18 protein-coding genes are annotated in these 21,151 nt (G+C 49.7%); 6 read left to right on the plus strand and 12 right to left on the minus strand.

Features of this window, described 5'->3' with window-relative positions; translation table 11 throughout:
- Positions 1-869: 869 nt before the first annotated feature.
- Positions 870-2,252 carry a hypothetical protein gene (locus WC184_12785; GenBank protein MFA7478742.1) on the minus strand — a complete coding sequence of 461 codons (1,383 nt, stop codon included), beginning with the start codon at positions 2,250-2,252 and terminating at the stop codon, positions 870-872.
- A gap of 258 nt (positions 2,253-2,510) precedes the next feature.
- Here WC184_12785 and WC184_12790 point away from each other — a divergent pair, with 258 nt between their 5' ends.
- A complete protein-coding gene (locus WC184_12790) occupies positions 2,511-3,299 on the plus strand; it encodes an EAL domain-containing protein (GenBank protein ID MFA7478743.1) in 789 nt (262 codons plus the stop codon).
- Between the two features lie 225 nt (positions 3,300-3,524).
- Here the strand turns inward: WC184_12790 and WC184_12795 are convergent, their stop codons facing one another.
- Positions 3,525-4,127, minus strand: coding sequence for a metallophosphoesterase family protein (locus WC184_12795; GenBank protein ID MFA7478744.1), 603 nt, complete (start codon positions 4,125-4,127; stop codon positions 3,525-3,527).
- Positions 4,128-4,341: 214 nt separating this feature from the next.
- Between WC184_12795 and WC184_12800 the strand changes: the two genes are divergently transcribed.
- Positions 4,342-5,433 carry a hypothetical protein gene (locus WC184_12800; protein ID MFA7478745.1) on the plus strand — a complete coding sequence of 364 codons (1,092 nt, stop codon included), beginning with the start codon at positions 4,342-4,344 and terminating at the stop codon, positions 5,431-5,433.
- Between the two features lie 374 nt (positions 5,434-5,807).
- On the opposite strand, the gene WC184_12805 is transcribed toward WC184_12800, so the two are convergent.
- The 3 genes from WC184_12805 to WC184_12815 form a co-directional block, all read right to left on the minus strand.
- Positions 5,808-7,151 (minus strand): pentapeptide repeat-containing protein, encoded by a 1,344-nt coding sequence (locus WC184_12805; protein ID MFA7478746.1) that lies wholly within the window; start codon positions 7,149-7,151, stop codon positions 5,808-5,810.
- A 251-nt stretch (positions 7,152-7,402) separates the two neighbouring features.
- The gene (locus WC184_12810; protein ID MFA7478747.1) at positions 7,403-7,567 is read right to left on the minus strand and encodes a hypothetical protein; all 165 of its coding nucleotides are present in this window, start codon (positions 7,565-7,567) and stop codon (positions 7,403-7,405) included.
- Positions 7,567-8,766 carry a glycosyltransferase gene (locus WC184_12815; protein ID MFA7478748.1) on the minus strand — a complete coding sequence of 400 codons (1,200 nt, stop codon included), beginning with the start codon at positions 8,764-8,766 and terminating at the stop codon, positions 7,567-7,569. The genes WC184_12810 and WC184_12815 overlap by 1 nt, the downstream gene beginning before the upstream one ends.
- A 782-nt stretch (positions 8,767-9,548) precedes the next feature.
- On the opposite strand from WC184_12815, the gene WC184_12820 reads away from it, so the two are divergent.
- Both WC184_12820 and WC184_12825 read left to right on the plus strand, forming a co-directional pair.
- Positions 9,549-9,827, plus strand: a complete 279-nt coding sequence (locus WC184_12820; protein ID MFA7478749.1) for a hypothetical protein — start codon at positions 9,549-9,551, stop codon at positions 9,825-9,827.
- Between the two features lie 101 nt (positions 9,828-9,928).
- Positions 9,929-10,147: a hypothetical protein gene (locus tag WC184_12825; GenBank protein MFA7478750.1), complete on the plus strand. Its 219-nt coding sequence runs from the start codon at positions 9,929-9,931 to the stop codon at positions 10,145-10,147.
- A gap of 716 nt (positions 10,148-10,863) precedes the next feature.
- On the opposite strand, the gene WC184_12830 is transcribed toward WC184_12825, so the two are convergent.
- From WC184_12830 to WC184_12840, 3 genes are all read right to left on the minus strand, one after another.
- The gene (locus WC184_12830) at positions 10,864-11,202 is read right to left on the minus strand and encodes a hypothetical protein (protein ID MFA7478751.1); all 339 of its coding nucleotides are present in this window, start codon (positions 11,200-11,202) and stop codon (positions 10,864-10,866) included.
- A gap of 806 nt (positions 11,203-12,008) precedes the next feature.
- Positions 12,009-13,043 carry an ImmA/IrrE family metallo-endopeptidase gene (locus WC184_12835; GenBank protein ID MFA7478752.1) on the minus strand — a complete coding sequence of 345 codons (1,035 nt, stop codon included), beginning with the start codon at positions 13,041-13,043 and terminating at the stop codon, positions 12,009-12,011.
- A 169-nt stretch (positions 13,044-13,212) separates the two neighbouring features.
- Positions 13,213-14,469, minus strand: a complete 1,257-nt coding sequence (locus WC184_12840) for a hypothetical protein (protein ID MFA7478753.1) — start codon at positions 14,467-14,469, stop codon at positions 13,213-13,215.
- A gap of 153 nt (positions 14,470-14,622) precedes the next feature.
- Between WC184_12840 and WC184_12845 the strand changes: the two genes are divergently transcribed.
- Both WC184_12845 and WC184_12850 read left to right on the plus strand, forming a co-directional pair.
- A complete protein-coding gene (locus WC184_12845) occupies positions 14,623-15,348 on the plus strand; it encodes a protein phosphatase 2C domain-containing protein (protein MFA7478754.1) in 726 nt (241 codons plus the stop codon).
- The gene (locus WC184_12850; protein MFA7478755.1) at positions 15,345-16,688 is read left to right on the plus strand and encodes a protein kinase; all 1,344 of its coding nucleotides are present in this window, start codon (positions 15,345-15,347) and stop codon (positions 16,686-16,688) included. Before WC184_12845 ends, WC184_12850 begins: the two co-directional genes overlap by 4 nt.
- Before the next feature lie 23 nt (positions 16,689-16,711).
- Here WC184_12850 and WC184_12855 read toward each other — a convergent pair whose 3' ends face one another.
- The 4 genes from WC184_12855 to WC184_12870 form a co-directional block, all read right to left on the minus strand.
- On the minus strand, positions 16,712-17,251 hold the full coding sequence (locus tag WC184_12855) for a hypothetical protein (GenBank protein ID MFA7478756.1): 540 nt from the start codon (positions 17,249-17,251) through the stop codon (positions 16,712-16,714).
- 157 nt (positions 17,252-17,408) lie between these two features.
- The gene (locus WC184_12860) at positions 17,409-18,188 is read right to left on the minus strand and encodes a transglycosylase family protein (GenBank protein ID MFA7478757.1); all 780 of its coding nucleotides are present in this window, start codon (positions 18,186-18,188) and stop codon (positions 17,409-17,411) included.
- 261 nt (positions 18,189-18,449) lie between these two features.
- Positions 18,450-19,121 carry a TlpA disulfide reductase family protein gene (locus WC184_12865; protein MFA7478758.1) on the minus strand — a complete coding sequence of 224 codons (672 nt, stop codon included), beginning with the start codon at positions 19,119-19,121 and terminating at the stop codon, positions 18,450-18,452.
- 388 nt (positions 19,122-19,509) lie between these two features.
- A partial coding sequence (locus tag WC184_12870) for a hypothetical protein (protein MFA7478759.1) occupies positions 19,510-21,151 on the minus strand: 1,642 nt, incomplete at its 5' end.

A 21,151-nucleotide genomic window follows, 5' to 3' on the forward strand; every position in this document is an offset into this window, starting at 1 on the left:
AGGTGTTTTGAAATGGTTCCATGACGACTCAACCATCTCAACATTAGTGTGCGGGTTCATCGCCAAAAAATCCAACGCACGCTTGTTGTCTAACACACGACACGCTACACGTAACACATCAACAGAAGGGACACACCCAACAAAAACCCCCAACGACATCCTTCACCTCTCAACTATCTAGCTTATTTGTTAAAAACCAACCGTTTCACCACAAAACGTTTGACTAACCACACTGTTAGACGCAAACCCAACACACCATACCTTTACCAGTTGATAGTTCCCTCATAAAACCCCCTGCCACACCACCAACCACTAGCTATTTGTGTAGGTAACAGTTTTTAACTCCCACACCAGCCACAGAGACACAAAGACCGGTAACACCGTTCCCAAAAAACCGGTGTTAACAAAGCATCTAAACAATTTACATCACTTAATAGAGCAACTTAAACGCACGCTTTCCAGCGACACTAGAAATAGGAACTCTAGCGTTGAACACAGACCTAGTAACGAACGTGTTCTTAGCAGCCTGCGTTTCTAGGTTCATCTGCACCGACGTTTTCACACTATCTGTACCCCTACGACCACAACCTACCTGAGGGTGTGTAGCAACAAGCATGTAACCACCAGTACCCCTACTATTACACAGGCTACTACTAGTTCTATTAACACGCTGTTTCTTACCCGCCTAGCAAATATTGTACCACTACAGGCCCCACCTACCGGGGGTTTCATATCTAGCACAGCACAAAACTGGTTCTAGTGAAACCAACAACTACTATTCCGATATCACTATGAGAACGTTACCGAAACGATTTTGTGGGACCGTTTGAGAGCTGTGTCCCTGTGTTTTCCAGGCGGGGGTGGCTAAACTATTTTAGAACAACAACTGTTTTGAGAAGATCTTTGTAGGAACGTTCCCAGCTTGGGTACAACAAGAACAGGTTTTCCCAGATTGTTTGCAACCTCGGTGTTGTAGGTTCCCCTAACAGTTTCAGGACTGTTTGCCCTGTTTCAACATTGTTTTTAGTTGGGATGTATGGTGGCGCAGCGACCCGTGACCTTCTCCAGGTTTGGCCTGGTTTGTAACGGTTACCTATACCAACACGTGGCCCCAACGATTCCAACAAACCTAACACTTTACGAGCACTGAGACTATCCACATGCGAGCCTCTTTGCCCCAAGTTGTTCAACAGCTGAGTTTTAACGTTTCTGTACTGGCGGGCTAGCAAAGGTTTTGTTGGCCCCTCTGCTTCGGCTACCAACTGTTCAAGTCGACGTTTTAACCTGGGTGCCCACACAACGGTAGGTTCATAACACATACCCAAATATTTTAGTAGAAGCTGGGGGTCCGACACCTGCTGTATTGGTTGAAATAAAACACGGTCAGTTTTTTTCGGGTACGGGTGACTTTCCCCCATAGCGGCACACCATTTGTTGTGAGCAGCGTCATACACAACATCATCAACCCCAGGGTTTTGTAACAACGTTTCAACCCCTATCTGGTCGTTACGGTCCACAAACCCGCCTGGTACGATCGCAGCATGTTCCACAATCGCTAACCCGACATGTTGAGGTAGGTCAAAACCAGAAACCAGCCCCCGTAACAACGAAACACCACTGTGGCCACAACGTTCCCACAGCTGCGGACGACCCTCTAACAGTTGATAAAACTCGGCACAATGTTCTAACGGGTAACTAGCGCGTGCTTCTAACAACCCAAACAACTCGTCATCACTAAACAGCTCTCTATCACGCCGAGCCAACCATTGGGTATCACCCCACCGGCTACAAGCCTCCAAATAGAGGTCTTCCCCACCCCAAGCTGACACACTATGATACGCTTTCAACCAAACGTCTTTAACCCACACATCCGGGTAATCTAGGTAATCTAAAAACCAGTTACCACCCTGGCCCCAAAGCCTACCCAAAAGTTTTTTGTACTCGTGCTCTGGTAGATACCAACCCAAAAGGATCATTTCCAACGCATCAACGCTAGTAGCTGGATGGTTGAGCATAAACCCCACAATTTCAGGGTTGGTGGTAGAAGCAACAATAGTGTCATGAAAACCTGACAAAGCGGTGCTGTAATATTTCTCAACCAGTTTGAGAGTCAAACACCGGTTAGATATAACACCTTCAATAGCTGTTTCACTGCCACAATATCGCAGCACAACATCTAACACCGCTTCCGAAGGTACAGACGCCACAAAAATAGGCAGATCGTTTAACAACCGCTCAATTTCACGATCCATAACACAACCTTCCCAACACCCCAACCACCCGCGAAACAACCATCATGTTTCTAACTGTGGCCCAACCACCCCTACCCACCACACACAACCCCCACCACATTCGGTTAGGGCACCTGTGAGTAACCCCTTCAACCATAAATGTTTGTGGTTCTAACCCACCAACCCTACAACCGCAGGGTTTCAACAAAACCTGGATACCGGTCCTAAAATTGGTGTCGGGATGTGGATTTTCACACCAAAGCATCCACTATTACAAACATGAGGCTTCACACCGACCACGGTTTTGTAGATAACAACAACCTGTTACACGACCTTAAAACGCTTTTAGCTGGTGGGACCAGCGCCGGGACGTTACAGTTAGCAACCCAACCAATAGTATCTACCAGTAGCATGTTACCCGCAGGTGTCGAAGCGTTGAGTCGTTGGCACCACCCTCAACACGGGCTAATACCCGCATCTGTTTTTGTGCCGCTGCTAGAAATAGCTGGGCTTGCACCCATCTTCGATACACATATGTTGCAACAAGGTTTGAAACTTGAACCTCAAATCCTAGAGTCCTATCGGATCTGGTTCAACATTTCAGCAGCTACGTTACAAGAAAACCCTGACCCTATCCTAACCCTGATCAAAGCGTTCCCGTTGGGACGTGTAGGGGTAGAACTCACTGAAACATACCCGATTGTTGACCGTGACATAATCAAAACATCGTTAGAACAACTCCGCCACCAAGGGGTAATGGTAGCGCTCGACGATTTCGGCACCGGATGGGGTTCTCTACGTAACTTAACCGAACTCCCTTTCGATGTTCTCAAAATCGATCGTGAAACCCTTCTATGGGCTGACCATAACAACGACCAACGAATCATCACCGCTCTAGTTGACTTAGCAGACACGTTCAACGCTAGTGTCACCATTGAAGGGGTTGAAACCTCAAACCAAAGCCAACTAGCGTTAATGAGTGGCTGCACATTTATGCAAGGTTTTTATATCGCTAAACCAACCCTAGCCCCGACCATAACCCCACAACCGGCTCTAGCCGCAACCTAACCACCCCTTCTTGGAGGTGTTAAAGGGTTGAAACACCCCCGCTCATACTAACAGTGTTTGTGGTTGCAGCAGGGTGGTGTCACAGCGGGTTTAAACACCCCTTGTGTTAGTATTAGCGTACAAACGTTTCACAACTTCACAACCCGGTAACATATCCCAACTAGGTGATCGCTGCCCCCATTGTTGGGTGGTGGTGCCACCTAGTTTTTAGGGCAGGTTATGTTGCTAAACCTTGCGACGGTGGGTGGGTTGTGGGGTGTTGTTGATTATAGTTTCTAACACTGATTCTGGGACAGGTTTAAAACCCCACACATCAACCCCAACGTTAATCATCCGCCCTTGTCTATCAACCCGACGTTTTTCGTGGATATGGCCATGTATCAACCACCCACCCCGGTCTATTGGGCGATACTCACGGTAACGGTCCTCAGGGTGGGAGTCACCCTGATAAGGGAAATGACATAAACCAACCTGGTGAGCGCCGATAGTAGTGTTGTGGTAGCTAGACACGGACACGAACCCTGCGTCAAGGTAGCGTTGTAACCAACCGCGACGACGTTTCGGTTTGTGATGTTCCCAGCAACGATCATGGTTCCCAGCAACTAAATGTTTAACACCGTTCAAACCTTTTATGCGTTCCAGTTCTAAAGCTGTGTTACCAAGCGCCACGTCCCCTAACACCCAAACCGTGTCGGTAGGACCAACCAGAGAGTTCCACTGTGCCATAATGTAGTCACCCATCTCGTCAGCATTACGAAAAGGCCGGTCACACAACCCAATAATGTTGGTGTGCCCAAAATGCTGATCGGAAGTGTAGAACGTGCCCACACCTTTATAGTGGTCACAAACACCCGCCACACCAATGGGTGTGTAGAACAAACTGTTCAACTATCACCGCTTAGGTGTTAAAGTATTGTCAAAACAGAACAAAGATTGCTAACCTAAACTCCTAACACCTCACCCAGCTGCAACCCCGGTAGGTGTTTACCTTTCGCTAACCTACCAACAGTGTTTGCTGTTGTTCAACAAAAGTTTTAGGCGCATGCTTGTATACGTCACACAAGACACCCAAAGTCTTCTCGATGAGATCTCCGATCCGGTCCCCAACCACATGTTGCCCAACACGGGCCCTACCAAACCACACAACTTTTGGGGTACCGACAAAACATCAGAACCAGCAGCAACCCGAGCGTCCCTAGCTGTGCTCGTAGGTAACATCCCCCACCGAAACGAACTGTTACCAGCCGCCACCGCAGTACTCATAGGGCCCTACACCACACCACTTGACCAACTCACCCACAACCCCACCTTGTTAAACGTTTTAGCTGAAACCGCTTGGGCTATGGCTAAAGTGTTATACACCGCAGGGCTTACACCCACCTTTGTCGCGGACGCTGACCGGCTCGCCTACCGTACCGGCGGCTGGGGCTTAACATTAGCCAACTATCTAAGAGGACCCCACCCGGAACCCTTCAGTAACCTACAAAACACTACCGGGGCTAACACCAACGAACTTTGCGAAGCTCTCATATGGTTTTGCGATTCAACATGTGACGAAATCGCTGTAGCTACAAACACCACAAGACGAGCAATAGTTGGTGTGTGCTGGGGAGAACGTAACCACCCCACCCAACCAGAACCAACTATCACCACCACCCCGATACCCTACCTTTTAGGGGAACGTCTCGAAGTCCTAATAGGACCGATCCGAAACCGGAACCAGCTACAAACCCTTTATGAATATGTGACGATCTCCGGCACAAAACCATCCCAGAACCAACAGTTCCTAACCAACCCTCACCAGCTAAACACCCTCACTAAACTCGCAGCAAGACTCGCCCAAACCCTCCACGAAACCGAAACACCATCCAGCTACGCTCAACAAGATGTTTGGAACACACAACTGTTCAACGCACTCAACCACACCCCAACTTTTGGGGACCTTGCTGTACAAATAAAAACCACAGCCGATGTGGTGTTAGAAGAACTTGTATGGTTCTGTGAAACAAGCTGTGAAGATCTCACCAACAACCTCGACATCTCCCCACAAGAATTATCCCAATATTGTTGGGGATACACCAACAAACCCCCAACAAGCACCTACCAAACCCACGAACCAGCCCTAAACAACTAAACCCACTACAACACACCCTTACCACAGCGTGGCTACACCCTTACATTACTAGCCCAGTTGCCCACACCCCAGCCGAAGTGTTAACTATGAGTTAACAGTTCCCCTAACAACCGTTCTCATCAACAAAAAAAGGTGGAACAGCGATCACTGTTCCACCTAGTGAGGACCGGCCCTGGGCTTAACAACAACGCTAAGCGGAACCGGTCGTAACCGTCCAACACTATATCAGCCCAACAACCCAACCCAACCCGACCCGGCCTGACCGGCTGGTTTGCAGGTTTCACAACTGGTGTCTCACACACCCCCGAAACAACCTACCTGTTTGTTTGTTTGTTTGTTTGGGTGGTTAGGGCCCCACATGTCAGGGTAGGTGTTTAGCGGTTGTACACGTTTCGTTTTCTGTAGGTATCTTCAAAGGTTGCTTGGGTGATGATCCCTGCACGGGGACCCACATTTGATGTGTTGTTACTGTACTGTGGTCCTACAATCCCACCACCAACCCCAACATGTATTGGGCCGCAACCCACTGTCGGTGACGCCACTTTACCGTCCGGGCAGACCGTGTTAGACCAAGTAACTCCAGAAAGGTTAGCGCCGCTAAAATCTGCGAGCCATAACACCGCTCCAGAAAGGTTCGCGCCAACAAGGTTCGCTCCGGTCAGGTTAGCGCCCGCCAAGTTCGCGAAAGACAGATCCGCCCCAGAAAGATCGGTGTAGCGAAGATCGGCGTGTGTTAGATCGGTGTGGGCCAAGTTAGTGTTTTGAAACCTGGTTGAATGCGCAATAGTTTGCGCCAAGTTTGAATCGTTCAAAACAGCATCCGAAAAATCGGTGCCTGACATATCAACACGAAACAAGTTAGAACCGCTCATACGTGCCCGACGTGCAGTAGCATCAACAATAGTCGCTTGTTGTAACGCTGCACGTGTCAACTCCGCGTCGTCCAGTGTTGCGAGGTTCAACTCGGAACGAAACAGTTGAACATCTTGGCCACGAACCCCTGACAAATCCGCCCCAACCAATGTCAACTGGTGCATATTCGCACCATGAATTTCGGCGTCTCTCCACGACGTGCCTGACAGATCAGAACGAAACAACTCGGCTTCAGACACATTAGCTTTGTCAAACACTGTGCCTCGCATGGTTGACATCGCAAAGTTAACCCCCGACAGGTTCGCCCCGGTGAAATCCACGGCCGCTAAATCAGAACGAAACATGTCGGCCCCTACACAAGACACCCCTGGAGAAAGAGGACACCCACCAACGCTTCTAGTGTTAGACACATCTAAAAACAGGGTTGATGAAACAACACTATGCCCAACCCAGTCTTGGGGATGGTCCAAACCGGTTTCTACTAGCTGACCATCACCATATATGCCAACCCCCGCCACACGAGAAAGTTCCCTACCAATTTCACGGGTACCTATCGTTGTTGCTTCAAACACCATAGTGTTGGTATGTTCAACCCAACTCGGGCGGGACACATGCAACAAAATTTGGGTGTAACCCTCCCCATTTTCAGCTACCAACACACTATTCGCTACCCCTGGGCGGCTAGAAAGCATCGCAGGGTCATCAACAAACGCTGAGATCGGCACCGACGACACCTGACCGTTGTCGTTACGGTTCAGATATGGTGACACCCCAACAAGACTCAACATAAACCGATCGTCGCTCCCAGTGTTTGAAAGTTGTGCCACAGTCGAAGAAATCGACACAACCCCACCCTCACTGGAACCTGATACAGCTACAACCGAATCCTGCTGGTCGTCATCGCCCAAAACCATCTCAACGGGTTTAGTTCCCGTGGTGTTACTACCACTAGTGTTCTTGTTCGATGTACTAGACGATGGTTTATCGTAAGAAACCCCATAGGTAGCTTCCTCTGTAGTTGGGAGAGTGCAACTAGCTACAACTCCTACACCAGCTACAAACAAAGCCAGAAACCAAAGTTTTGTTGTTTTGAACATTACGGGCGAATACCTTTGTTAGATTTAAATATTTTCAAAATCATGCCAACCGTCGCTAAAACCGTGAGCACAGCCAACAACGACCAACCCACTAAAAGCCAACGGTCAATGTTGAGCTCATAAAACGCTTTCAACCAGCCCCGCACAGTGACACCAAAAAACATTACGCTTTTCCTTCAGCACGATACTGGGCCGCCCACCCGTCTTTACGGATACCTAAGATCGCATGCACCCACGACACTACCCAGGTAGCGATACGAACCATCAAATACAACTCGGACCCAACCAAAGTAACCGCAACCACAATATCTGCGGTGCTACGATGCGGGGTCCGTAACACAGTACGAAGGTTTAACAACATAGCTAAAACAGGGGGGATGGCCCACACCCAAAACCAAACCCACGAACCACGCAACAACGCCAAGATCAACAACCCAAAAAACATGAACCGGATCGAAGCGTCCAACAAAGTTTTTGCTTGTAACCGCCACGGATACGCTGTTTGTTTATTGATACCATTAGCAAGTAACGTTTGGGTAATACCACCATCCCATTTGCGGCGCTGCGCCCAAAACGCACGAAACGTCAACATAGGACCCACATAGGCCCTAGCAGTAGCAGAACACAACGTTTCCCAACCCAGTTCCCCTAACCGCCAAGTAAGTTCCATATCTTCCACTTGAGAGTTAACCGACCACGGCCCGTTACGTTTGTTATGTTCCGTTACCTGACGTAACGCCTCACCACGAAAAAGCGTTGCCTGGCCACCTAACACATAAGTACGACGTTGACGACGTAAAATGTCCATCGTCCAACCCGTAAACTCTAACCTTTGCAACCTGACCAACAAACGCGAAAACCAGCCGGTCGCTAAACCCTGATCGAAAGTGTAACGCGCCATCAACCCACCAATAGCAACGTTTTCCACCATCTCATCTTCAAGTTCTTGCAACGACGACGGCGCCAAAATCGTGTCAGCATCAATACCTAACACAAAATCAGCATCTTTAGCGTAACGCTGCCAAGCCTGTGTTAAAGCCCCAACTTTACGATACTTGTTATCAACCGTTTCAAAAACAACAACCCCGCGCCGCTGATAACTAGACGCCACTTCCACAGTACGATCCGAACAGTTATCAGCCGCGACTACCACCAAATCCGGTTGACGGGTTTGACTAAACAACGACTCTAACGTCGCACCAATAGACGTTTCCTCATTATGCGCTGGAATGATCGTCACAACATACGGACGGTCTTTCCTGACACGCCGCCCCACAGGGCCACGACGACCAACAAGTTTATGCCAAAAAACTAGCAACCCACCCAAAAGACGGGACACAACGTTTCGGCGTTGCTCCGACATATCCAAAAAGAAACACCTTCCCCGAGCTTGCCTGCTTTGGGACTGTGAAACAACACCAACTGATAAACAACAATCCTAACCACCCCAAACAACCCACCAACAACCCATCAACAACCCAACACACCCGCTGAGCAGCCCAAACACCACACCCATAGTGGTACCTGCTACGCAACAACACCGCTTAAAATATCAACACAGCACCAACAACACACCAACATAACATTGATTATCGTCATGGTTGTGCCGTACCACCCCACCAAAGACCACACAGACACACCCCACCATCAACTCTCATAAGAGACGCTACAGCACAGCTCACAGCCCAAACCCCAAGACGAAACCAAACCCAACACACCACCCGTGTCGCTACCCGGAAAACGACCGTGCAAAGAACATGACTATAACACCAAACCAACAACCATGTTATAGTAATGTTATAGTAGCATTATAGCTGTGTTACAGGCTGTGACCAGGGGTTTTACGTGTTTTGGCTGTTTAGAAACAGCTCTACTATAAAGCTACTATAAAATTGTTAGAGTAGAACACCGTTCCCCACCCAAACAACCCCACACCCACCAACACCACAACCTAACAACCGCTGCTCCCCACGACTGTTACCCTAACAACCCACCACACCCACTCGTTACCCATGAGCCGGACACGTGTAGCATTAACTATGCTGTGATACACCGCTGTGTTCTGGCACAAATGGTGTGGTAACCTACCGAAATAGGACACACTAGCAATACACAACAGCTCAGGGAACCAAGTCCCAGAGCCTAATGGACATAACCACCGCCTCGAACATCACTGACATCCACCCTGACAACATCGCTGCCTGGCTTGGAAACCTCGAACAAGTCACCGACCCCGATCTTTGGGACACAAACACCGAAAGTATGATGCTAGACCTGTTTGTGAAAACCGAACCCAAGATTGTTGCCCCCGGCGAACCATTGCCTTTCGAAGACGACGAAACAGCAGACTGGCAAAACGACTGGATGATCATCGGCGGGCCTTTTGGTGACCGCCTAATCACACGAATACCCTGGAACGTATAACAACAACAAACCAATACAGAGAGGCTTACTGCACTGGTAAACCTCTCTGTATTGGTGGGACCGTCTAACTGAAACCAGCCATGACAAACAACAACGACTTCATGAACGACGAGCCGATGACCCCAGCGGAATTAGTTGTAATAGCTGGCTGGTTAGGTCTCGACCAACGTGCACTCGCCGAAATTGTTGGTGTGTCTGAACGCTCAGTACGCCGCTGGACACAAGGCACCCACCCCATCCCCGAAGGAGTCCGGGAACAGGTTGAAAACCTAGAAGCCTTTACAGCAGGCGCTGTAGAAGAACTCGTCAACGCTTTGTGAGATGCCCGTGATCTTGTAGTAGCAACCTATCGGACCTCTGAGGAAATGTGGGTCGCACGACCCGAGTTTGAACCATACCCAGCAGGATGGTGGCGACAAGTAGTCGCGCGAGCTGTCCACGAGGTACCAGGCGTTACTGTTGTGTTCCCCGACCCCAACACACACTAACCAGCTGCCACAACCCCCTGTCTACACTCGAAATATGTAACACTGTAACTTTCTGGTAGCGAAATGGTTGATGTAAACAACCTTGGTGTGTCTTCTAGGCTACCTTCCACGTTCTTTAACCTGAGTCTAACACCCAAACTGGGTGGCTACCCAGACAATAGTTTTTGTTGCTAATCCTGCTGATACACAGCCGTTGCTTGGAGGTCACCTAAAATATTGTAGAAGCAGGATTGTTCCCAGGAAGATAGTAGCAGGGTTTTTGGTTGCCCCGATCACACACAAGGGTCCTGTGCAGCGTTGTCCGTGTGTTTCAAACCACTCGGTTACCATGCCATCGTAGGAGATGTCTCTATAGTATGTATCTAGGGTTGTGTAACTAACCGAGTTTTTAACCGTGACTATAGACAGGGCTTATGGTAATCACAGGTACAGTTGCGTGTTTCACGGTGGGCTATTGTGGTGTTCTTGTACAGTTGTTAATAGTGTTAAGGATAATAAAAAAAGCCCCCAACATTTCCGGTGGGGGCTTTTTGCTCGAAGCTCAATTATCAAAGTAGTTGAGCTTCGAGCTCTTCTGCAAGCGCAATCATGGCTGGCTCAGCCATGATTGCTGCTGACTGCAAATCTAACATTGCCTGGTCCCAGGCAACGCTTTCGGTATCGTGCTGCGCATACACCATGCGCAGCACGGCTTTCTGGGCACGCCGAACGTGCCCAAAAGCGATTGCAGCTAGGCGGTGGGCTTTAGGGCCCGCCGCCCATGCGGCTTTTATAACGTTTTGGCAGGCCTCAAAGCCCGCCTGGCGGTGCCATGGCCCTTCAGGCCATCCCATAATGGGGGCGTTGGACTTTAAAAAGTCCGCCGCCCACTCGATATCTGAGGACATTGTTGTCCCCTTTCTGCCCCCGTCGAGGGCGTAATGACCATCACACTTCTCCAGGTGTGATGATCTTCATTTAGTAATGGTTTTACTGTTGGGTGGTGTTTATAGAAACACAACAGCACAAACAAACACTTTTTGGTGTTGATATTGAAACATCTGGTTCTACCAGGCGTTTCCCACACCAACATGTTCCACAAAATCTTTTGAAACACGTAACCATAGCCACTTAACACACATCTGCGGGTAGTGACACAACTGTTAGCAACCAGCGTATCAACGTTTTTGGTGAGCACACATAGTGTTTTCTATAGAGTGGATACATTAAGAATGTGTCCTGGTGTCTTGTGTGTGCGCGCGCGGGCTGTGGTTGAGAAACCAGTATGTCTCAAAAAGAACAGACAGGCTGCTAGAGATAACCTAACAAACCCGGCATTAGATGTTGTGAGCGCCAGTCCCCTGTGAGGTGCTGTGCCACCACAGAACACAGACCTCCCTTGTATCAAACCTACAAGTTGTAGTCACACAATTTTTGTTTCTAAAAGCCAACACCAGCCACATCCGGGCCTGCCAGCTGGTTTAGTTTGGGTTTGAAGCCGTAGTGTGGGTTCTCGATGGGTTTACCAGCGGGTTCTTTTGTGGGTGAACAGTTAAAAGGGCCCCCAAAACCTGGTTGAGCTGTTAAATATCAGCATCAGGTTTTTAAGGGGGCCCTTATAAACATAGTTGTGCGATGTAACACACCACACAACTAGTCTCTTAACACCAACACACCCGTCACCCCAACAACCAACAGTGTTTTGTTAGGCTGGTTATGGTTTGGTTTGTGGTATTGTTACCGTTTCTAAAATGGTTTCTACAGCGCCCATAGCACGGTCTAAACGTTGTGACAACAACCGGAAACGTGCTTTATGGCCGTCTAGTTCGTTACCTTCAGCGTCTATCCAGCTGCGTAGATAACTTGCAACATTTGACGTTAAAGTGGTGTCTTGTGTTGTTTGTAACCCTAGAGCGTGACACACCAACCATTCCCCCAACCCGGCTTCTTGTTCGATTTCTGCTCGAACCTGGTTTTTACGGGTCCCTTTAGCGGCGGCTATTTGGTCGAGGTGTCCTAGATAGTGGTGGGTAAGTTCATGTGCCAATGTGGCGATCTGGTCTGCTAAACCAAGATCGGTGTCGATCGTGATCCCCGTTCTAGTTAAAAATCCATGAGCAGGGTTCCCGCCTAACGCCTCAAACTTTACAGGCACTGGGGAGCTAGCCACCAGTTCGTCTAACAAGACAACAGACCCGCCTTTTAGAGGGGCCTGCCAATCAGGTTCCACAAACTCAGGGTCTGTAGAGATTGTGTCTGACCAGTCAAACACTGGGGTCAACATAAACTTGTTAGACGCAACTGTTTGGATCAACGTTTCTTCAACGTTTGTGGTCTCAGAAACCTTAACACCATCCGTACTGTCTGTACCGTTTGTACTGTCTGTGTTTCCAGACACTTCAGGTTCTTTTATCTCGTTCTTTTTCTTAGAGACTTTAACTGGACGGTAAATATATTTAGGTGTCACCCCGTCTCGTAGTCGCCGTTCAAGTTTTGCCCATTGTGCGGTCCCAGCCCACAACCCGACAGGGATCTGCCCAAACTGGCGGGTCTGTGCTGCCAACAACATCCGGTTACGAAACGACCAGGTTTTGAACATCCCATGAGTTCGTTTAGCGTTCGCTGCTAGGAGCGCCATATCGTCCATGTATTTACGCATATGCGTATCATCACCGGTCACGATTTCGCGTCGTAGTTTTTTGAACTCTTTTTGGATCTGTTCAACAGAGAGGCCTTTAACCCTTTGCATAACACTCCTTTGTTAAAAACCAAACAAGGTTTGTGTTTGGTAGTTAACAACTGTTACGGCACACCCACCCACAACAATACCTAAACGACCAGCACCCCTACCAGCCCACCAAAACAGGGGGTCAGAAGGGGTGCTGTTAGCTAACAACAGTTTTTGGTTGTGACAGCCTTTAGTAGGTTATAGCACCTGAAATAGCTTGGAAGCTACGCCCGTTAGGGTAAGTCACCTCGGCGGGTAGCGTTTCACGACGTTTCGATGTGTGATGCACTAAACGAGTAGCAACCACTGTATAGGTAGGCATCCCATGCTCATCTAACCAAACGTTACCATCCCCATCATACGCTAAACCCCAAATCGGTTCGGTAGTGTTATACCAGTCTATGTATTCAACTTCACCAGAAGCACTCACATTAAGCTGGTATTCGCTACCAACAGGAGAAGCAACATAAAATTCGTATACTCCTTGGGTGGAACCTGCCCACAAGTTTTGTGCCAACGAAGGTGCTGTTAAAGTTTTGTAGCTACCCCCACTCAACAACGACCCTTCACGTTGCCCTGTTGGTGGTGTTAAAACAAAACTACCGATCTTTAACGACAACGGGAACGGCCCATACACCCCACCGTCCCCAGCAACAGTCACATTAGGAGCTTTCCCACAAGGTGCTAACAAACCACCATCACAAGTTAACGCACGCCCAGAAACCTGGATTGCTTGTGTGGGTGCATACCCGCCACCGGTTTGGGCTACTTTCAACCCAGCCACAGTCACAGAAGGCACATCGGTTTGTGTGGATGTTTGTGGCGTCCCGCCCGGACAGTCAGGGCCAGGGTTTGTGACAACTAGTTTCGTTGATTGTTGTAACGCTGGGAAACTATTTTTGTAACTCAACGCGGTGCTCATCACAGCAGCGGTCCCATAGGGCACATATTGACACAAATCCACTTCCCAAACATCTAAACAATATGGAAGTAAAGCGTCACCTTCAGCGGCGTGCCAACCCAAAGCAGCGCCACGACTATCTACCAACGAACCATCTCGCAAAATGTGTTGTGCAATAACACAAGTGGTTGAAACGGTACTTGTTTCTTGAGCGGGGCGAAGCTCACAGTCCCGTCCGTCACGATAATATGTGGAACCCCAATATGCGGGTCCTTTAATTTGGATACACCACGTTTTACCCGGCGGTGCTTTTTGCGGCCCGCTAGGTGGTGTTACAGACGATGAGGTACCACCAACACTTTGGTTACAACCAGCTACACCAACCCGCCCGGTTGCGGTACGACCAGACACACCACCATTGTTACACGTAGCAGCCTCAACCTGTTGTTCTAAAACCATGATTTGGGCACCGCTAAACAACCCTGCCAGCACCATTACCGCCAAGACTGGTTTAAACAAAACGTTTTTGAGTTGAACCATTTTCATGATCGCCGCCTTAGGGACAAAAACAACATAATGGCCCTTACTGTTACCGCCCAAAGTTGCTACACAACTAGCTAAACCCTAACCACCCCACCCGCTTAGCAATCCACAACCATGCTCCACCCACATTTTGGGTCAAGTACCAATACTGAAACTATGTGTAACCCCAACCCAAAACCAACGTTGAACAGTCTCTGGTGGGGACACGGAGCGAAAACTGTTGGACCCCACCACCCAAAATGTGAAGACCACTACAACATTGTTACCACCAACGACTACGTTATAGTAGCGGTAGCTGACGGGGCAGGCACCGCACCAAAAGGCGGCCAAGGCGCTAAAACCGCTGTCGAAAGTGTCACAAACCGTGCAGCGTGGCACAAAGGCTGGGGAGAAGGCCCCAACCCCACAACACTCATCAAAACCGCGATCAGAGCCCTTAAACACAACCCTATGTTTGCTACCACATTAAGTGTTGTAGTGATCGGTCCCACCACAATCCGTGCCGCCGCGATAGGCGACTCACCAATCGTTGTTGTAACTAAACCAAACAACCAGCTGCTTTTATGGTACGCCCCACAACCCAGCGAATATGTGAACGAAACCGAGTTTGTAACATCCCCCAACCCAACAATCACCCAATGGGAACACCCCACCAACCAAACACAAGGTGTTGTTGTAGCAACAGACGGGATCAACCATTTAGGTATCGTAAACCAAACCCTACCCCACCCTGGGCTGTTCGTCCCGCTAGTGCAACGCAGCACTCAACACAACCTAAACCTGTCAACGTTTATCGGTTTCATAGCTGACAGGCACCTTTTAGATGACGACCTCACTATCTGTGTCGCTACACCCAACACCAACCATAACCCCAACCAATGAAACCCACACTTGTTTTAACCGACCGGGACGGACATCAACACACCACAACCTACACCAACGAACCGTTAGGCCAAGGTGGGGAAGGGACCGTATACCCGATACCTAACAACTTGGCCTTAGCGCTAAAACTTTACCACCCCCACGTTCTAGAACAACGCGGCTTGTTACTACACCAAAAACTAGAAGCCATGCTGGAACGCAACCCCAACAACCCCTCCCTAGCATGGCCCACACATATCATAACCAACGAAACAAACACGTTTCTAGGGTACGCAATGCCCCGACTAGACATCACAGCGGCACGAGCATGGGGAACTTTAGCTAACACCGCTGACCGTCGTAAAACCGCTCCGGGCTGGACTGTTAAACACACCATCAGCGCTATCACAAACCTGGCCACAGTTTTCGCTGGGATACACGAAACCGGAACCGTTTTAGGCGATGTCAACGAATCAAACGTTTGGGTGTCGAACAACACCCAAACAACCATTATTGACTGCGACTCGTTCCAAATCACCGCGAAAGGGACGCTCCACCGTTCCCCGGTCGCTAAAGCCGAATATGTAGCACCCGAGTTCGTCGGCGCTGTTTTCAACAAACACGCACGTACCAGCGCATCAGACATGTTCGCCCTAGCAATACTAGCATTCCAAGCATTAACTGGAGGTACACACCCCTACGACGGTATCCCCACCAACCTACACGAAGATTTGCCCCCAATATCGCAACGCATCGCTGGGGGGCATACACCCTACCTTGGGCAAACAACCCTACTTAAACAAGCACCTCGTGTAAATATGGCACCAATACCACAACGGGTAACACAACTTTTAAAACAAACAACCAACCCCGACCCACGGTTACGACCAACCGCCACCATGTTTAGTGAAATTTTCAGCGACGTGTTAGAACACCTGGTGCCTTGCGAAACAACCCCAACCCACTATTGGGACAAACGAGACCACCCCACCTGTTTGTGGTGTACCTCAACGTTTGACCCTTTCAGTATCAGTCAAAGAACACAAACCACCCAAACCCCGGCCGGGTTCAACACCCCCAACACCACCCAAACCCTTAAACGGCGAGCCCCTACCCGCGCTACAAACAACAACCCACTCCACAACCAACCCACCACCCCCGCCCACAACCCACCAGCCACCCACACACCGGCCCGCCAACCCAACCACACCCTCACCACAGCACTGTTAACAATACCAACCGTAACGTTAGCGTTGATCAGCCCATGGCGGTATCCGCTAACATATTTGGCTGGGATCCTCAGCTGCTATCTGATAACAAAAACCCGGACCCTACCAACCCCAACCGGCACACCTCACTAAAGACCCCTGTATCGAAAGGTGTTCTACGGTGGAAGAGTGGTACCTGTAGAAGAATCTGGCAAAGGGGTTTCAAAAACAGAAATACCAGGAACTAGTTGTTGCTGTAACACCTCTAGCGGCAACAAAACGTTAGCAACACTATCTTCAACACAACCGCCTTGTATCGTCCCTAACAGCGGTGTTACCGTCACACACCACCCGGCAGGTTTAGGTAACATCAACACCAAACTTGTTGGCGTAAACGAAACCCCGACCTCACCAGCAGAAGGCCACCCGTCAAGCCCAACACGTGTTAAAGGCAAAGAACTATAGATACCGTCAGAACCCTGATAACCAACCAGATCCGTAACAGCTTCTGTGATTGCTTGTTGCCCAACACTAGTAGCCCAACTATCAACCCCAGACACTGCTAAAGCCGCCTGAGCTTGTCTAGACACCGACTTTAGGGAAACCAGCACAACATGTTGTTGCGCCCCGCTAAAAACCTGTTGATACCCAACAAACATTATTGTGGCCAGGATCGCCGCGACTACCACCCCTAAAACGGTTTCAAGCAGCGACACCCCACGCCACAAACACCGACCACCCCGACAACGGTTAACATATAGTGACACGAGACCTGCCATAGGGTTACAGTCCCAACGCTAACCAACCCCTGCTACTAACAACCCACCCCAAAACCCACAACAACCTGTTTTGAGGGGGCACACAAACGGGTTGTTACCGTAGGTGCCGCCCACACACCGGCCAGGGACGGGCCCCTTGTTGAGCATACAAAGCGAACGCCATAGCATCTTGATCACTAGGAGCGGCTTGTTCTGGGCGTACCCCTACCAAATCAGCTCGACCAGCAGAACGAGCTACACTGTCCCAAGTTGCTTGGTGGAATTGGTACGCCCCCCGATACAACCCTGAAGCGGACACTATCTGATAGTTCCCACTCGACTCACATTGCCGTAACGCCGCCCACTGCCCAGCAGAAGGCCCACCCTCGGGCACCACAGCCGCTGGTGGCGTTTCGGTTGGGGACTGTGCAACACTCGTTTCATCGACAGGTTCTACCGTCACACCAACCATGTCTGGTTGAGAAACAACCTCTGGTGGTGTCCCAGTGGCATCCACAACAGGTCCTTCTTCAGTGTTGTGGCCTATCGCAGCAAAAAACACAGCCAAGTTCGCTTGTTCTAAATACTGTTCTAAGAGCTCTTCGTGGGTTTCTACAAACACATCGATCCCGTCAAGAAGCTCAACAGAAACCATATCAGCAGTCTTTGGTTGTAACGTTGTTACTGTTTCTACCACGACACGAAGCTCATCGAACGTTTGAGCAGCGTACACACCAGCCTTGTTTTTAGCAACGGCAAGGCTAGATGATTTTGTGTGAGCTGCTGTGGTCGGTCCGGCCCCTAACAAAACAAGCAAAGCTATCGCCACACCAATCATTGCTGTTACTACCCCCTGTCTCTGTTTAGGGGTGTTCAGCAACAGTTTTGAAAACAAGTTTTGCTCCTAGATAGGGTACAAGGTTGTTTAACCACCCAAATATCGTGTTCCTCTAACCAAAACAAACACACAACCCTGTCACACAACCGTAATATTTTTGGGTTGTGAACGGCCCAAACACGCAGAAACACACCAAAACATGACAATAATGACGGTTTAAAGTCACAAAAAAGGTTAGGGGTTGGTAACTAAACCCCTAACCTTCACACAACCCCACACCACAACCCCATCCCCCATGTTCGGGCTGGCTCAGGGGGTTTAATCTAAAACAGGTTCAGTCGCCGATGTCACAGACCCATCCGGCTCTGTTGCGATATCCCCGTCATGTTCTGTGGTGATATCGTAACCAACAGTACCCGCAGCTAAATCTGCTAACGCCGACAATGAACCCTGATCTAAAGCACCAGATACAGCCTGGACAACGTTACCGTCACTACCAACCACCACAAAATAAGGGAACGAACCGCCACCCCACGCTGAATGAGCACTACCTAAAGCGTCATCCCGTAACGTTGGAACCACCCAATTTTCACGTTCAAACCATTTAGACGGCGGATAGTTCGGGGCGCTAGGCGACAAACCTGTCGACACCGCATAAAAACCCACATCAGGACGTAACCCGCCTGATGCTAACCAGTCCCGCACCACAGGGACCTCGTTTTGGCAATAGGAACACCAATGCGCCAAAAACGCCACAATCTTAGGTTTCCCATCACCACCAATGTTTATTGTCTCACCGTTTAAACCTGTACCTGTAAGAGAAGGCACAGGTTGCCCAACAAGCTCTTGAGGGTTTTTATCAGCATCTGGTAACAACAACCCAGCAATTTCGACGACACCGACCTCCGTGGCACGCTCTTGTGGTTTTGAGGACAACGCAACAGCGATAACCCCCGCAAACACCACCACAAAACCTACCGCCCCTAACATCCACCAGTTTTTAGGTTGGCGTGTCGAACTCAAACTTTTTGTGGCCACAGTTTTCTTTTTTGTTTTACCCACAAACATCAAACTTTCTCGAAACAATACAGAACTACAAAAACCACTGTTTCAAACCGTGTAGGACCCGCCGTCAACCCCTAACAGACCCAGACATCCCTGGGTGTAACACACCCGAATAGTTTCACGAGCCCGTTGCGCCCAACACCCTGAAAACACCCGAAGTCTTTAACAAAAAACGTTCAACCAGCCACAACAGCTTTTCACGAGTTGCGCTGGTTAAAAAACCCAACCAACGATCTGTTCTGCACACAACACCCATGCTTGTAGGAGCACCTCAGATGCTACTCTGTGAGGTACTCCTACGGTTTGTAGTTCGTTACGGTTCTACAACCAACACCGGTGTGGTCTGGTAGGTCGTGTTCCCGTTCCCCAACTGACCATTGCTGTTGTAGCCCCAGCAGTAAGCGTCACCGTCGGCGGTTACCCCGCATGTGTGGTTGTTGCCAGCAGTGATAGATATAAAGCTTAGATCACCTAACACTTTGGCGGGTGTGGCGTGTTGGGTATAGATACCCCCGTTCCCTAGCTGGCCCTGACCACCGTAGCCCCAGCAGTAGGCGTCACCGTCTGTGGTTAGGCCACATGAGTGCTCGGCGTCTGCGGTGACCGCCACGAAACTGTGGTTGCCTGACACTTTGGTTGGTGTGTTTTGGTTGATGGTGTTCCCGATACCTAACTGACCACGGTTATTATAGCCCCAGCAGTAAGCGTCACCGTCTGTAGTTATCCCACACGAGTGGTACTGGCCTGCGGCGAAGGACACAAACCTGTGGTTACCTAACACTTTTATCGGTGTGGTTTGATTGACGATGCTCCCGTATCCGGCTCCTAGCTGTCCTACAGAGTTGTAACCCCAACAGTAGAGATCGCCATCAGAAGTTACCCCACATGTGTGGTTGTCGCCAGCAGTGATCTCTACGAAACTGTGGTTGCCTGACACTTTGGTTGGTGTGTTTTGGTTGATGGTGTTCCCGTTCCCCAACTGACCATTGCTGTTGTAGCCCCAGCAGTAAGCATCCCCGTCTGTGGTTATCCCACATGAGTGAGTGTCGCCTGCAGCGATAGACACAAAACTGTTGTCTCCAGACACTTTGGACGGTGTAACCCGATCGACGGTGTTCCCATTCCCCAACTGACCACTAGTACCAGATCCCCAGCAGTAAGCATCCCCGTCTGTAGTCAGCGCACACGAGTGAATGTAGCCTGCGACGAGGGACACAAAACTGTGATTGCCGGAAACCTTCACTGGTGTGTTCTGGTGGGTGATGTTCCCGTTCCCCAACTGACCACTACTGCTATTGCCCCAGCAGTATGTGTCACCGCCTGTAGTTAGGCCACAAGTGTGCCCTCCGCCAGCACTGGTTTGTGCCCAGAACCCTGGGTCCGGTTCTGGTTCGGTTGTGGTTGTTGTCGAGTTTGATTGTTCTGGTTGTGTTGATATGTTGTTGATACCTGGTATTTGCTGGTTGGTTACAGCCGCAGACGGAGAGTTTTCACCAACGGTATCCAGGTTCGAAACACAGCCGCCTTGTATGGTTCCCGTGTGTGGAGGTGCTGTTACCACGCATGCGCCAGCGTCTAACGCCACAACCATCAATAAGGTGTTGGCGGATCGTGTGAAAGTGAGCTCGGACATCTCAGGCCACACGTCGCCTTCCGTAACCACTACCCCGCTGTTATCAGCAACAACCCCAACACTCCTAGCGGCTTGGGTTGGTGGCCAGTCTTCTAACGCACCCATAACAGCATCGAGCCCAGCTTGGGTGTCCCAACGATCCGCACCAGATATGGCTAGCAAAGCTTGGGCTTCACGAGCCACCGATTTCAACGCTGCAAGTTCAGCATGTTCACGGGTTTTAGTGAAAACCTGTTGGAATGACACGAACGCTGCGAACACCAGAAGCGCACCCACCACCAACCCCAAAATGATCTCTACAAGAGTTAACCCCCTACGAACA

It is taken from the genome of Acidimicrobiia bacterium (assembly GCA_041676705.1).
Taxonomy (GTDB): Bacteria; Actinomycetota; Acidimicrobiia; order Acidimicrobiales; family SKKL01; genus Actinomarinicola.

What these genes read in the sequence shown, in the direction of transcription:
- WC184_12790 (MFA7478743.1), top strand. Translation starts at nt 2,511, where the DNA reads ATGAGGCTTCACACCGACCACGGTTTTGTAGATAACAACAACCTGTTA.
- WC184_12835 (MFA7478752.1), bottom strand. Translation starts at nt 13,043, where the DNA reads ATGCAAAGGGTTAAAGGCCTCTCTGTTGAACAGATCCAAAAAGAGTTC.
- WC184_12830 (MFA7478751.1), bottom strand. Translation starts at nt 11,202, where the DNA reads ATGTCCTCAGATATCGAGTGGGCGGCGGACTTTTTAAAGTCCAACGCC.
- WC184_12865 (MFA7478758.1), bottom strand. Translation starts at nt 19,121, where the DNA reads ATGTTAGGGGCGGTAGGTTTTGTGGTGGTGTTTGCGGGGGTTATCGCT.
- WC184_12850 (MFA7478755.1), top strand. Translation starts at nt 15,345, where the DNA reads ATGAAACCCACACTTGTTTTAACCGACCGGGACGGACATCAACACACC.
- WC184_12820 (MFA7478749.1), top strand. Translation starts at nt 9,549, where the DNA reads ATGGACATAACCACCGCCTCGAACATCACTGACATCCACCCTGACAAC.
- WC184_12815 (MFA7478748.1), bottom strand. Translation starts at nt 8,766, where the DNA reads ATGTCGGAGCAACGCCGAAACGTTGTGTCCCGTCTTTTGGGTGGGTTG.
- WC184_12810 (MFA7478747.1), bottom strand. Translation starts at nt 7,567, where the DNA reads ATGTTTTTTGGTGTCACTGTGCGGGGCTGGTTGAAAGCGTTTTATGAG.
- WC184_12785 (MFA7478742.1), bottom strand. Translation starts at nt 2,252, where the DNA reads ATGGATCGTGAAATTGAGCGGTTGTTAAACGATCTGCCTATTTTTGTG.
- WC184_12840 (MFA7478753.1), bottom strand. Translation starts at nt 14,469, where the DNA reads ATGAAAATGGTTCAACTCAAAAACGTTTTGTTTAAACCAGTCTTGGCG.
- WC184_12825 (MFA7478750.1), top strand. Translation starts at nt 9,929, where the DNA reads ATGAACGACGAGCCGATGACCCCAGCGGAATTAGTTGTAATAGCTGGC.
- WC184_12800 (MFA7478745.1), top strand. Translation starts at nt 4,342, where the DNA reads ATGCTTGTATACGTCACACAAGACACCCAAAGTCTTCTCGATGAGATC.
- WC184_12845 (MFA7478754.1), top strand. Translation starts at nt 14,623, where the DNA reads ATGTGTAACCCCAACCCAAAACCAACGTTGAACAGTCTCTGGTGGGGA.